The following is a 14,086-nucleotide window of genomic DNA, read 5'->3' as shown; positions in this document are numbered from 1 at the left end:
CCTGTCCACAAAGAACGGAAAGGCACAAAAGATATAGCGGATAGCGGGATTAGCTCCTTATTATAATTCTATTGATTCTCCGATTGCTAAAAGCATTAAATCTTTTCCTTTATCGAAAAATTTACGAATTGATTCTTCATGGTTGATTTCGATATAGCCAAAAGTATCAAAGTGATATCCTAGAACTTTATCGCATTCTACAAAATCTGAAGCGATGATAGCATCTTCAACATCCATTGTGAAATTATTACCAATAGGAAGAATGGCTAAATCTAATTTTGTACGCATTGGGATCAATTTCATATCCATTGTAAGAGCGGTATCGCCTGCAATGTAAATGTTTTTGTGCTCGCCTTCGATTACAAAACCGCCGGGATTTCCGCCGTAACTTCCGTCAGGAAAAGAACTAGAATGAATAGCATTTACGTATTTTACTTTCCCAAAATCGAATTTCCAGCTTCCGCCATGATTCATTGGGTGGCTGTTAAAACCTAATTTTGCGTAATAGCTTGCAATTTCTGCATTTGAAACAATCACTGCATTGGTTGCTTTTGCAATAGCTTCAACATCCAGAACGTGATCTCCGTGTGCGTGTGTAAGCAGGATATAATCTGCTTTTAATGATTTTATATCGACATGCGCCGCGGCAGGGTTTCCTGTAATAAATGGGTCAACAATAATATGTTTTCCTCCTACTTCAATTCCTAAAGCTGCGTGTCCGTAATAGGTTATTTTCATTTTTAATACATTTTTTTAAGTTAAACTTGAGTTTATCTTCCGCCCATAAAAAGGTTAACAAAAATATCTGCTGCTAACGAAATCATACAGATTGTTAGCAGTATTGAAAGCAGAAATGTGCTTAATGCCAGTTTTTTCAATTCAGGATCTAATAGCTTAGGATTCTGATTTTTATAAATCGTAATTAAATGTTTAGTTAAAGGAATATACGCTAGTAAGAATAAATATTGGTCTAAACGGTAATCACTTAAAACAGCAAAAACAACTACCAAAACCATAGCGCTTACAATTAAAGCAAAGTGATAGTTTTTTGCTTTTTTGCCGCCTATTTGAACCACAATTGTATTTTTTCCTGATTTGCGGTCGGATTCTTCGTCGCGCATATTGTTTAGGTTTAAAACACCGACACTTAATAAACCAATGGCAACAGCTGGCAGAATCAATAACGGATCTACTTCTTTTGAATATAAAAAGTTTACTCCAAGTGTACTTACCAAACCAAAAAAGATGAAAACGAATAAGTCGCCAAATCCTTTATAGCCATAAGCCGAATTTCCAACTGTATAACGAATTGCAGAAATAATTGCCGCGATTCCAAGTAATAAGAAAAAGATAGAATATTCAAAGTTATCTTTTCCAAAAGCAAAATAAATCAAGGTAATAGCTGATAATAAAGTCAGTAATGACGTAATTATTATCGCTTTTTTCATGGCTTGCGGTGTAATGATTCCGCTTTGAATAGCACGCTGTGGACCAACACGATCAGCATTATCGGTTCCTTTTACGCCATCGCCGTAATCGTTGGCAAAATTAGATAATACTTGCAAACCAAGTGTTGTTAAAAGGGCAAAACCAAATATTTTCCAACTGAAAACTTCTGTTGGAGTATTAATGGTTTCTGTTGGATTTGAAAGCGCATATATACTTCCAACAATAATTCCAGAAACTGATAAAGGTAATGTGCGCAGTCTTGCGGCTTCAATCCAATGTTTCATATTTAAATTTTAGATTTTAGAATATAGATTTTAGATTATTCTGATTTAAAAATTAAGATTAAAAAAATCTGAAATCAGACATCTAAAATTATTTACGGGATCCATTTATTTTCACCGAAGTTTGGTTTTCTTTTCTCTAAAAAGGCATTTCTTCCTTCTTTTGCTTCTTCGGTCATATAAGCCAAACGAGTCGCTTCTCCTGCAAATACTTGTTGTCCAACCATGCCATCATCGGTTAAATTCATAGCGAATTTCAACATTTTGATTGACGTTGGAGATTTTTGAAGGATTTCCTGAGCCCATTCGTATGCAGTTGCTTCAAGTTCGTCATGAGGTATAACGGCATTTACCATTCCCATTTCAAAAGCTTCTTGTGCAGAATAGTTTCTTCCTAAAAAGAAAATTTCGCGGGCTTTTTTCTGTCCAACCATTTTCGCTAAGTATGCAGATCCATACCCTCCATCGAAACTGGTAACATCAGCATCAGTTTGTTTAAAAATAGCGTGTTCCTTACTAGCCAGTGTCATATCGCAAACGACATGTAAACTATGTCCGCCGCCTACAGCCCAGCCTGGCACTACAGCAATAACAACTTTTGGCATAAAACGAATTAATCGCTGTACTTCTAAAATATTCAAACGGTGCTGACCGTCATCACCAACATATCCTTGATGTCCGCGCGCATTTTGGTCACCTCCGCTGCAGAAAGAGTAAACTCCATCTTTAGTTGAAGGGCCTTCAGCAGAAAGCAAAACTACTCCAATTGAAGTATCTTCCTGTGCGTCGTAAAAAGCCTGGTATAATTCTGAAGTTGTTTTAGGTCTAAATGCGTTTCTAACATTTGGTCTGTTAAAAGCAATTCTTGCAACTCCGTTACATTTTTTATAGGTTATATCTTCAAATTCTCTGGCTGTAATCCAATCCATTTCTGTTTGTTTGTTTAAAAAAATTATAGTGTAAAAATAAAGCATTTTTTACATTTTTAACTATTGATTTTATTTTAAGTAGCCGTTTATATTTGTTTCAATGTTAACAATTGTTGCTGCCTCACAAAAAATAACAATTTTTAACATTAGGTTTAGAAAATAATGAGTAATTTTACAGTCTAGAAATCAATGAGATACAAAGTATTTTGTTGATATTAGATTGATTTTCTTTCACTGATTTATTAACCTAAAAAATGATTTTTTTGAGAAAACTTAAAAAATTTGTCGCTCAGTTTTTTATGGTTTTTAATACAAAACCTGTTAAGAACGAGCAAATGATTTATGTGTTTGTTGAGACTTCAAAAAAGAAATAGTAACACCTAAGGTTAAATGTTAGATTAGTACAAATTAATTAGTATATAAATTGAAATACGAAAAAGAGAAATACTAATTCACACTTTTCTAAAAGTTATTTTATAAACCAATGGATCTGCCGTGAAATTAATTTTTTGCTTTTAAAATAAACGTATCAATCATTTAAAAGACATACCATTCGAGAAAGTAATTTCTAAAATTCGTAAAGCTTTTATTTTCGAGATGGATTCGAATTTATTTTATTTCTGTTTTTTTTTAATTACAATTTTTTTTAAAACTAGAATAAAAAGGGAAAGGCTGCTTGTAATGAGCAGCCTTTCTTGTTATTATAGATTTAGTAAATCCCAAAATGTAAATTCTAAATATAAAAATTCCAAATTCCAATGTTACTGTACAATCGGAATTTGGAATTTTTAGTTTGGAATTTTAATTTCTAGTTTTCTTTTACCAGATAAATTCCATCTTCTTTAATTTCAATGAGTTTTTCTTTATATAAGGCTCCAATTGCTTTTTTAAAGGTCTTTTTACTCATCTTTAAAACTGTTTTAATGTCTTCAGGGTGTGAATCATCATTTAAACGTAAAAAGCCTCTATTGGCTCTTAATTCATCTAATATTTTTTCTGCATTTGGTTCAACACCTTGATATCCCTCTATTTGAAGGGTTACATCTATTTTATGATCCGGACGGATATTTTTGATATAACCTCGCATTCTGTCACCAGTTCTTATAGAATCGTCATAAACCTGATCTTTATATAAAAGTCCTTTGTGTTTTTCATTGATAATAACATTGATTCCCATGTCTGTAATATGCGAAACAATTAAATCAACTTCTTCTCCTTTTTCGACTGTTAAATTGTCGTTGTTCAAAAATTGGTTTGTCTTACTAGAAGCAACTAAGCGATTGGTTTTAGTATCAAGATACAAGTATACCAAATAGCGTTTGCCTTTTTCCATTGGCCTTGCTTGTTCTTTAAACGGTACCAGAATATCTTTCTCCATTCCCCAATCCATAAATGCACCTACATTATTAATGTAATTTACGCGTAAAAGAGCAAATTCATTTAGAAAAATATAAGGTTTAAGCGTAGTAGCGACAGGACGTTGTTCGTGATCTAAATAAACGAAAACAATGATTTCTTCGCCAATTTCAAATTCATTCGGCACGTATTTATTAGGCAGTAAAACATCGTGAGTTCCTTCTGGATCTTCTTCAGGTTTTCCTAAAAATAATCCCACTTTGGTATCACGTAATATGGTAAGTGTATTGTATTTTCCTATTTCAAGCATTTTTCTTTAAAATTCGAAGTTGATAAACAACTAAGTTTGCAGGCGCAAATGTACGAAGTTTGAAACTGGTAAACCCAAAATATTTGATATAAAAGAAAAAGCGCCACAGGGATGACGCTTTTGTTTTTTTTGATTATTTATAAACACTTTCTTTTTTAAAGTGAATTGTAAGTAGATAATATACAACCACTCGGTACTTATGTTTATTGGATTTACCGTATTTTTCTATAACGGCTTCGATACCTTTATCCAATTCTGGACTATCTTTTAAGCCTAATTTTTTAATTAAAAAATTATTTTTAACGGTTTCCAATTCAGATTTGTCGCTTCCTGCAACTGTAGCAGCATCATCTTTATAAATTGATGGTCCGCAGCCTATGGTTACTTTTGTCAATAAATCCATGTTTGGCGTAACGCCGCATTTATCTTTCAAATCAGCGGCATACTTTGCAATTAATTCTTCTCTTTTGCTCATAATACTTTATTTTGGTTACTATTTTTGAGTATCCAAATCTATAAAAGAACAAGATAAAAAACTAATTTTTAACAAAAATTAACTTACAATTAAATCAATTCTTTAAAATATTGCTTCAATATCGCATCATTTTCTTTTGTAGGCGTAAAAATTTCTAATAGCACAGGTTTATCCGATTGATAAAACAATTCTAGGTTTTGATTTAGCGATGGTAAATCAGCAGCAGTTAAATAATTAAATTGATACATTTTGGCCAAATGCTCTGCTGTTAACTTATGCGAAGTTTCGAAATAGGTATTAAAAACCGGTTTTTCTTCATGACCTGGTAAAATCCTGAAGATTCCTCCTCCTCCATTATTAATCAAAACAATTTTGAAATTATTGGGAATATAAGAGTTCCACAAAGCATTACTATCGTAAAAAAAGCTGATATCTCCCGTAATGAAAATAGTTTCCCTGCCGCTAGCAACACCTGCACCTATTGCAGTCGAAGTACTGCCGTCAATTCCGCTGGTACCGCGATTGCAAAATACTTCAATTGAAGGATCAATATCGATTAATTGTGCATATCGAATAGCTGAACTATTACTAATTTGAAGCTGGCTGTTTTTTGGAAGCGTCCCAATTACTTTTTCAAATACCTTAAAATCTGAGAAACCAATTTTTGATAAATATTCTTGTTTTTTGGTTTTTCTTAAATCATAAATGGTATCAATTTTTGAAAAATAGTCGCTTGAAGCAAACTCTGTTTTTGGAAGCAGATTATTGAAGAAATCATTCGGTTCCATTACAAAATGTTTACTTAAAGCATTGAATGTATCATAAGCACGTAAAGTATCTATGTGCCAATGATGTACAGGTTTGTATTTGCGTAAAAAAGCTTTAATACGTTTTGATACGATCATGCCTCCAAAAGTGATTAAAACTTCCGGCTCCAAATCTTTAAAATCAGCATCGTCAAACGGTGTAATCAAACTATCAATGCTGCTTACAAAACTAGGATGATGCAGATTTGATGTGGTTTCTGTAAGAACTACAATAGATGGATCTTTGGCAAAGTTGTCCAATATTTCCTGATCGATAGAATTTACGTCGTTGATACCGCCAATAAGAATTAATTTTCTTTTTGAAGAATTCCAAATGGAAACAATTTCTGCTTCATTTTCGATGATTTTGGTTTCTAGGACTTCTTCTAGACTTGTAATTTTTGGTTCAACTGAAAGTTCTGAAACCGTTTCATATAAAGGTTCTTCAAACGGGGCATTAATGTGTACTGGTCCTTTTTGAAGAATTGCTGTTTCAATTGCTTTATTAATCTTCAAATCATTTTCTGCGGAAGCTTCTTCGGTTAGATTGGCATTAAAAACAGAATGATTTAAAAATACATTTTCCTGACGAATCGTTTGTCCGTCTCCTATATCAATTTTACTTTGCGGACGATCCGCAGAAATCACGATTAATGGAATCTGACTGTAAAATGCTTCGGCAAGCGCTGGATAATAATTCAGCAATGCCGAACCTGAAGTACAAACAATAGCTGTTGGCTTTTTAATTTGCTGGGCAATTCCTAAAGCAAAAAAAGAAGCGCAGCGTTCGTCAGCAATACTGTAACAGGTAAAATTTGGATTTTGTGCGAAACCAATTGTCAAAGGTGCATTTCGTGAACCCGGAGAAATAATTATATTTTGAATTCCTTTTGCTGCACAAATTTCAATAATACTTTGTGCAAGCGGTATTTTGGGGTAAATCATTATAAAATAGGTATATAATTTTTTAAAGAAAATTCTTATTTCAAATCCTCTTTTATAAATACAAAGTTACAATTTTCACATTGGATTTAACTTATATATTAGGAAGATATTAAGAGTGATTTTGGAAAAAGAGAATATATTTGTAAATTCTAATTTTCCTTAATAAAAACGAACACTTTATGCGTTTCTTATATTTACTTTTCTTTGTTATTTCGATACAAACTATAAATTCTCAAAATCAGTTTATTGGAGACGAAATTCCATACAAAACAGCTTTAGAAACAGCTAAAACAAACGGGAAACCAGTTTTTGTGATGTTGTTTGCTGACTGGTGTCCGCATTGTAATTTAATGAAAAAAGAAGTTTTCAGCGATCCAAGTGTGATGGATTTCTTGAATAAAAATTATGTATGCATTTGGAAGAATATTGAAAAAGAAGAAGGAACAGCGCTTAAAAATAAATTTAAAACCAGATCTCTTCCTGCCTTTTTATTTTTGGATTCTAATGAAACGCTTTTGTATGCTTTAAAAGGAGAAATGAAGAAACAGGATTTTCTGGCTGAAGCAAATTATGCGTTGAATCCAAAATTTCAGCTTCCTTATCTGGAAAAGGAATTTTTAGCTGATCCTGGAAATGTTACCAAATTCTTTACGTATTTGAATACTCTAAAAAAAGGAGCTGATAGAACTGAATTATCGATTCCGACACACATTTACTTAAATACGCAATCTGATCAGCAATTAGTTACAGAAACTAATTGGAGAGTTATTGCAAATGGTGTCACTGATATTAAATCGAGAGAATTTCAATATGTTTTGCAGCATCAGAAAGATTTTGCAGCAGTGGCTTCGCAAAACCGTGTTGATCGTAAAATCGAAAATATTGTGACTGAACTTCTGCGTCCTCTAGTTGATGGAATGGATACGGTCAATTATTATAAACAAAGAGAAGTTGCGAAATCAATCCGCCTGCAAAAAACGGATTCTTTGGTTTTTAAATTTGATTTAACGCTCGCCGAACGTACCGAAAATTGGAAATTTTATAAAAAGGTAACTTCTGAAGATACTGAAAAATTAGCTTGGAATGATGCAAGTTTTCTAAAAGATATTGGACAAACGTATTTAAAACATATTGATGATGCCGATGATCTTAAAAAATCAATTTCTTGGGTAAAACATTCGTTGGAATTAAGCGATTCTTTTGATGGAAATTTACTAGCAGCCCGGCTTTACAATAAAATTAAAGATAAAAAATCAGCTCTTAAGTATGCAAAAGACGCCAAAGCAATTGGCAAGGAAATGGGCTGGAATACAAATGATGTTGACACTTTACTAGCTGAACTAGCAAAAAAATAAAACAATTTTCGAATTGATTATAATTCGGAACAAAAACAAAATGATGAACCTACAATTAAGACCTGCAGAATTAACCGATTTAGAAAAAATTCTCGAAATCGTAAACCATTCTATTTTACATACTACAGCCAATTATAGCTACGATATTCAAACTCTTGAAGTTCAAACTAAATGGTTTGAAGATAAAAAAGCAAAAAATCTGCCCATTGTGGTAGCCGATTTAGACGGTGAAGTGGTAGGATTTGGAAGTTACGGCCAGTTTCGTGAAAAAATTGGGTATCAATACACTGTAGAACATTCTGTTTATGTGGTTGATAATGTGATTGGAAAAGGAATTGGTTCTAAACTTTTAACGGAATTAATTCGTCTGGCAAAAGAACAAGGTTATCATGTTATGATTGGTGCCATTGATGCTGATAATGCTGGAAGTATCGCCTTTCATGAAAAATTTGGCTTTGTCGTTACGGGTACGATTCGAGAAGTAGGTTATAAATTCGATCACTGGCTCGATTTGGTTTTTATGCAGCTGATTTTGAAATAATTGTTGCAATTATTATAAAAAAAACAAACCCGACAAAGTTTTGAAATTGTCGGGTTTGTTTTTAATTGATATAGCGCTTTTAGCTTTTAATCCAGTTAATTACTTCAGGATCTGTTGGTAAAGTTCTTGGTTTAATTACTTTTACCAGTTCTCCTTTTTCGTTAATAAGGTATTTTTGAAAATTCCATTCTACTTCAGAATCTTGAAGACCATTTCTTGATTTTTCGGTAAGGAATTTATAAACATCACACATGTCACTTCCTTTTACTGAAACTTTGTTCATCATTGGAAAAGTAACACCGTAGTTCTGCTGGCAGAAAGTTTCGATTTCTTTGTTTGTACCAGGTTCTTGAGAAGCAAAGTTATTAGCCGGAAAACCTACAATTACAAATCCTTTGTCTTTGTATTCTTTGTAAATCGCTTCAAGATCTTTGTACTGAGGCGTTAATCCACATTTTGAAGCCGTGTTTACAATCATAACTTTTTTACCTTTTAAAGAGGCAAAATCAAAAGTGTCTCCTGATAAATCTTCTACTTTAAACTGATAAATTGTTTCTTTTGCCATAGCTTTATCTGTTTTAGATAATTTATTTTTGCTTGTTTGAGCTTCTGCTTGTGCGCTCATAAAGAAGACAGCACTGCAGGCTATAAATAGTAGTTTTTTCATTGTATAATTTTTTATAAAATTAAATAAAATCTATTTCTGACGTACACTAATTTTTTATTAATAATAAGTTAAATAAATTGAGGCCTGACGTTAATCAGACGTCAGGCCTCCCCCCATACAAACAAATCAAACCATGAATTAACTTTAAATCTCTTTTATAAGATTATAGTTGATGCTCCGGTTATATCGAAAATTAATATTCCTAATTTTTATATCACTTTAATTTTATTTCAATGGCGTTTATAAGTGGAAAAATTCAAAGTTCATTTACATACAAATGTGATATTTAGTTCTATTATTTTCAGTTGGAAGTCCGGAGACATCAACTATTCAATACTTTTATATTTATAATCAGAATATTTTACTGCTCTGATATTTAATTTCTTTTTGTAAAAAATCTTTTTCATTAAAATGGGTTAATGATAGTATTGTTGTCAAACCCACTATTAGTATTTTTAGTTTTGTAACACGATACATAATTTTCCTATTTTATTATTTTATACTTTTGAGAGAACAACAATTTATTTTGTAAGTTAAAACTGTTGATTTTCTCATTTGAACTTATTTACGAAATTGGATGTATTTCGGTTTTAAAAAAATGAAAAAAAAGTAAAACTTTTTTCACAACGCCTTATTTTACTAAGTTTCACGGAGTTAAAAAAAATAAGAAAAATCACAAAAAAATAATTTATCTTTATCTCAATTTACCACTGATAAGAAAATTAAAATTTATTTAAGCTTAAAATCTAAACCTATGAGTCAAGAAGAATTATTAGTTTTAATCTACAAAAAAGACGAAAGGGCTTTTACCCATTTGTATGATATGTATTCTAAAAGTTTATTTTCGGTTATACATGTTTTAATAAAAAACCGTGAAGAGGCCGAAGATGTTCTGCAGGATGTTTTTGTAAAAATCTGGAAAAACATCGATTCTTATAACGAAAGTAAAGGGAGATTTTATACTTGGATCCTTAATATTGCTAGGAATACATCGATTGATAAACTTCGATCTAAAAATTTTAATAACAGTCAAAAAAACCTTTCTTCAGATAATTTCGTAAGTCTGTTAGATGACAGCAATAAACTCACAAACAAAATTGACACAATTGGTATTCAGGAATTCGTGAAAAAATTGAAACCAAAATGTATTGAGATTATTGATTTGTTATTCTTTAAAGGATATACCCAGCAAGAAGCTTCAGAAGAGCTTGCTATGCCGCTAGGGACTATCAAAACACAAAACAGAAACTGTATTAACGATTTAAGAAATTATTTAAAGATATAATGGAAGCACAAGAATATATTGAATCAGGTATTTTAGAACTGTACGTTTACGGTCTCCTGACAGAAAAAGAGAATTTGGAAATTGCCGAACTGGCAAAACAAAATCCTGAAGTTGAAAAGGAAATTATCTCAATAGAAAAAGCTATTGTTGCTTTATCATCAAGCTTCTCTCCTTTTCACTCAGTTGCCAACTTCGAGAAAATTAAAGCCCGTTTAGAGCTTAAACATGGAAAAGTAGTCGAATTGAAACCGACTTCAAACTGGACACAATATGTAGGCTGGGCGGCGGCTGTACTGCTATTGCTAGGTTTTGGTTACCAAACATTGGAATTAACCAAATCAAAACAAGCTATAAGCCAAGTTGGAACTGAAAAAAATAAAATCCAAAGAGATCTTGCTTATTTAGATCAGCAGAATAAAGTAACCGAGAAAAATTTAAGTATCGTAAGAGATATTAAAAACACAGGTGTTACGCTGGGTGGTCAGGCAGTTTCTCCAACATCATTCGCAAAAGTGTACTGGAATAAAGAAACTAAAACGACTTACATTGATGCCGCAGGTTTACCAACTCCTCCAAAAGGAAAGGTATATCAGGTCTGGTCTTTAAAACTAAGTCCGGTACTTACTCCAACAAGTATTGGTTTATTGGATAATTTTGAAGGAAATTCACAAAAAATCTTTGCTGTGCAGCAAACAGATTCTGCTGAAGCATTTGGAATTACTCTTGAACCAGCTGGCGGAAGTTTGACGCCTACAATGGAACAACTGTATACTTTAGGAAAAGTTTAAAAATAATTACAATTATAAATTACAAGCGCATATTGATCTTATTAATATGCGCTTTTTTTCATAATAGAATTTAAATTGTATAAACGGAATTTAAAACTAGAATTATTTAATTTAAAAACGATAAAATGTATGGAAATCATCTGCAAAAATTGTCATCAAGTTTTTAAAGGACATTATTGTAATAATTGCGGACAACCTGCCGATACGCATAAAATAAATGCACATTTTTTATGGCATGATATTCAACATGGTTTGCTGCATTTTGATAAAGGGATTTTATATTCTTTAAAACAGCTTTTTACAAGGCCAGGAGATTCAATACGAGAATTTATAGAAGGTAAAAGAGTACATCATTTTAAACCATTGTCGCTTGTAGTGGTTCTGGCAGCCCTTTATGGCGCTTTATACCATTATTTTCATATTAATGTATATCCAGCGGCTTCAACTTCAAATTTGGATTATAATAAATTTAACGAATGGGAAGCTTCTCATTTTTCATGGCTTATAGTCGCAACGATTCCGCTTTATACTATTGGAACCTATCTTGTTTTTAGAAAACAAGGTTATAATTATGTCGAATTTTTTGTACTGAATACTTTTAAAGCTGCACAAAGGCTTTTTGTACAGCTTTTAACTTTTCCAATTCTTATTTATGTAAACCAAACACCATACGCGCAAAAGTTTACTTTTACTTTGTATCTAATTGGACTGATTCTGATTTTTTGGACGAATATTCAGTTCTTCGATAAAATTTCCAGAATCAAAGCGTTATTGTTATCGATTTTAAGTCATATTATTTTCTTAATATGCTTTATGATAGTGCTTATAATCGTTTTAGCGATAAGCGGAAAATTATAATTCAAGGATATTAAATTCTTAAGACATAAACTGCATTTGTTTGGTAAAGAAATCAATTAGATATTCATTCATTTCTTGTTTAGATTCTGGCCAGTTTTCCTGCCATAGATCTATTTTACCGCCTAAATCAATATCTCTGCAATTTGGATTGATTAATTTTAAAAGTTTTTTTCCTCTCTCTTAAAGATTATATTGTTTGTATCGCTTACCAGTATATTCATCAACTTCATAAATTCCATTATACTCAATTAACTTATTATTAACTAAATGCATAAAAATGTAATGATAAGAATGTGGTCTTCCTATAGCACAATTCAGATATAATCCTGTACCACTCCAATTTTCCATCATAGTAACTAAATCTTTTGTAGTAAAGTTGGAACAATATTCAAGTGCAAAGAAAAGTTGTAAAACATATTTAGTAAATACAAAATTGCTATCTGCTAATCCGACTTGTTTTAAAATAGGTTTAAATAATACACAGGAATTAAAATTAAAATTATATTCAAAATAACATTTTGCAATACCTCTATTTAATTGTTTTTGAAAATTCTCGTCATTAGTTGTTAATGGATTATTTAAAGAAAAGGCTATATCTTCATCTATAAAATTTTCTGGATGATAGAATAAATAAGGATTCTTAAATTTTCCAAAAGTTAATAATATAAGAGTTTGGAAAGCAACTGCATCTGAACTGCCTAAGGAACCTATATAAGAAAATGTTTCGGCTGATTTAAGTATTTCGACAGTACTGTATCGAGTTTTAATAACTTTATTATTTTTTAGATACCAAACATATCCTATATCTTCTCCACAAGTTTTCCATTCCGTATCTGTTATATAAGGAAATGATACATTTATATTTTTAGGATAAGCAAATTCATATAAAATTGATATTGGAGGATTTACAAGAAAGTAAATAGAATGATTAGGCCATTTTTTTGCAATTTCATCTTTAAAAAAATTAAAAAAGGGTAACGTCATCACAAATACTAAAATAGGCTTTTGAGTTTTCATATTACTTTTATTTATTATTTTGAAGTTTAAAAGATGACATAAACTGCATTTGTTTGGTAAAGAAATCAATTAGATATTCGTTCATTTCTTGTTTAGATTCTGGCCAGTTTTCCTGCCATAAATCTATTTTTCTGAATAAATAAAGGTCTCTGCAATCTGGATTGATTAATTTTAGAAGTTTTTTTCCTCTTTCTGAAAGATTGTATTGTTTGTATTGTTCGCCATATTCATCAATTTCATCAATTCCATTATATTCAATTAATTCAGCATTAACTAAATGTATAAATATTGTATAATAAGAATAAGGACTCCCCATATATAAACCTTTATCATCGTGACCTTCCATCATAATAACTAAATCTTTTTCGGTAAAGTTGGAACAATATTCGAGTGCAAAGAAAAGTTGTAAAACATATTTAGTAAATACAAAATTGCTATCTGCTAATCCCACTTGTTCTAAAATAGGTTTAAATAATACACAGGAATTAAAATTAAAATTATACTCAAAATAGCGTTTTGCCAAACCATGATTAAGTTTTTCCTGAAAATGTAGATGATCTGTTGTTAAAGGATTATTTAAAGAAAACGCGATAGCTTTGTCTCCAAAATCATCGAGATAATAGAATAAATAGGGCTTTTCGAATTTTCCAAAAGTTAATAATATAAGGGTGTAAAATGCAATTGCATCTGAACTGCCTAAGGAACCTATATAAGAAAATGTTTCAGCTGATTTGAGTATTTCAGTAGTACTGTAATTAGTTTTAACAACTTCTTCGTTTTCAAGATGCCATACATATCCTATATCTTCTCCACAACTCTTCCATATAGGATTTGTTATGTAGGGAAATAATAGATTTTTATTTTCTGGATAATCAAATTCATTTAGAATTGGTACGGAAGGATTTACAAGAAAATAGATGGAATGATTGGGCCATTTTTTTCGAATTTTACCTTTGAAAAGATTAAGACAAGATTGAAAAATAATTACAAATACTATAGTAGGCTTTTGAGTTTTCATATTACT

At 31.2% G+C, this 14,086-nt stretch carries 14 protein-coding genes; 5 read left to right on the top strand and 9 right to left on the bottom strand.

Going from position 1 to position 14,086, the window contains the following annotated elements; all coding sequences use genetic code 11:
- Positions 1 to 60 precede the first annotated feature (60 nt).
- The 6 genes from J0383_RS22645 to menD all read right to left on the bottom strand — a co-directional run bounded on the left by J0383_RS22645 (position 61) and on the right by menD (position 6,551).
- Entirely contained in the window at positions 61 to 738 is a 678-nt protein-coding gene (locus J0383_RS22645) for a metal-dependent hydrolase (protein ID WP_207296219.1), read from the bottom strand.
- Positions 739 to 770: 32 nt separating this feature from the next.
- Positions 771 to 1,733 carry a 1,4-dihydroxy-2-naphthoate octaprenyltransferase gene (gene menA / locus J0383_RS22640; RefSeq protein ID WP_207296218.1) on the bottom strand — a complete coding sequence of 321 codons (963 nt, stop codon included), beginning with the start codon at positions 1,731 to 1,733 and terminating at the stop codon, positions 771 to 773.
- 92 nt (positions 1,734 to 1,825) lie between these two features.
- Positions 1,826 to 2,659, bottom strand: coding sequence for a 1,4-dihydroxy-2-naphthoyl-CoA synthase (locus tag J0383_RS22635; protein ID WP_111369033.1), 834 nt, complete (start codon positions 2,657 to 2,659; stop codon positions 1,826 to 1,828).
- Positions 2,660 to 3,467: 808 nt separating this feature from the next.
- On the bottom strand, positions 3,468 to 4,325 hold the full coding sequence (locus tag J0383_RS22630) for a CvfB family protein (protein ID WP_207296217.1): 858 nt from the start codon (positions 4,323 to 4,325) through the stop codon (positions 3,468 to 3,470).
- 133 nt (positions 4,326 to 4,458) lie between these two features.
- Positions 4,459 to 4,800, bottom strand: a complete 342-nt coding sequence (locus J0383_RS22625) for a DUF2853 family protein (RefSeq protein ID WP_207296216.1) — start codon at positions 4,798 to 4,800, stop codon at positions 4,459 to 4,461.
- An 89-nt stretch (positions 4,801 to 4,889) separates the two neighbouring features.
- Positions 4,890 to 6,551 carry a 2-succinyl-5-enolpyruvyl-6-hydroxy-3-cyclohexene-1-carboxylic-acid synthase gene (menD, locus tag J0383_RS22620; RefSeq protein ID WP_207296215.1) on the bottom strand — a complete coding sequence of 554 codons (1,662 nt, stop codon included), beginning with the start codon at positions 6,549 to 6,551 and terminating at the stop codon, positions 4,890 to 4,892.
- Between the two features lie 179 nt (positions 6,552 to 6,730).
- On the opposite strand from menD, the gene J0383_RS22615 reads away from it, so the two are divergent.
- Positions 6,731 to 7,906, top strand: a complete 1,176-nt coding sequence (locus J0383_RS22615; protein ID WP_207296214.1) for a thioredoxin family protein — start codon at positions 6,731 to 6,733, stop codon at positions 7,904 to 7,906.
- A 43-nt stretch (positions 7,907 to 7,949) separates the two neighbouring features.
- A complete protein-coding gene (locus J0383_RS22610; protein WP_207298750.1) occupies positions 7,950 to 8,447 on the top strand; it encodes a GNAT family N-acetyltransferase in 498 nt (165 codons plus the stop codon).
- A gap of 79 nt (positions 8,448 to 8,526) precedes the next feature.
- Here J0383_RS22610 and J0383_RS22605 read toward each other — a convergent pair whose 3' ends face one another.
- Positions 8,527 to 9,114 (bottom strand): glutathione peroxidase, encoded by a 588-nt coding sequence (locus tag J0383_RS22605; RefSeq protein ID WP_207296213.1) that lies wholly within the window; start codon positions 9,112 to 9,114, stop codon positions 8,527 to 8,529.
- Between the two features lie 754 nt (positions 9,115 to 9,868).
- Here J0383_RS22605 and J0383_RS22600 point away from each other — a divergent pair.
- The 3 genes from J0383_RS22600 to J0383_RS22590 all read left to right on the top strand — a co-directional run bounded on the left by J0383_RS22600 (position 9,869) and on the right by J0383_RS22590 (position 12,045).
- Entirely contained in the window at positions 9,869 to 10,399 is a 531-nt protein-coding gene (locus J0383_RS22600; RefSeq protein ID WP_207296212.1) for an RNA polymerase sigma factor, read from the top strand.
- Positions 10,399 to 11,187: an anti-sigma factor gene (locus J0383_RS22595; RefSeq protein ID WP_207296211.1), complete on the top strand. Its 789-nt coding sequence runs from the start codon at positions 10,399 to 10,401 to the stop codon at positions 11,185 to 11,187. The genes J0383_RS22600 and J0383_RS22595 overlap by 1 nt, the downstream gene beginning before the upstream one ends.
- Positions 11,188 to 11,316: 129 nt before the next feature.
- Positions 11,317 to 12,045, top strand: coding sequence for a DUF3667 domain-containing protein (locus tag J0383_RS22590; RefSeq protein ID WP_207296210.1), 729 nt, complete (start codon positions 11,317 to 11,319; stop codon positions 12,043 to 12,045).
- A gap of 180 nt (positions 12,046 to 12,225) precedes the next feature.
- On the opposite strand, the gene J0383_RS22585 is transcribed toward J0383_RS22590, so the two are convergent.
- Both J0383_RS22585 and J0383_RS22580 read right to left on the bottom strand, forming a co-directional pair.
- On the bottom strand, positions 12,226 to 13,062 hold the full coding sequence (locus J0383_RS22585; RefSeq protein ID WP_207296209.1) for a hypothetical protein: 837 nt from the start codon (positions 13,060 to 13,062) through the stop codon (positions 12,226 to 12,228).
- 7 nt (positions 13,063 to 13,069) lie between these two features.
- Complete coding sequence (locus tag J0383_RS22580) at positions 13,070 to 14,080, bottom strand: hypothetical protein (protein WP_207296208.1); 1,011 nt, start codon at positions 14,078 to 14,080, stop codon at positions 13,070 to 13,072.
- Between the last annotated feature and the right edge of the window lie 6 nt (positions 14,081 to 14,086).

This window comes from Flavobacterium endoglycinae (assembly GCF_017352115.1).
In the GTDB taxonomy this organism is placed as follows: Bacteria; Bacteroidota; Bacteroidia; order Flavobacteriales; family Flavobacteriaceae; genus Flavobacterium; species Flavobacterium endoglycinae.
Note: the sequence above shows the minus strand (reverse complement) of the source record. Positions and strands in the feature narration are given on the sequence as shown.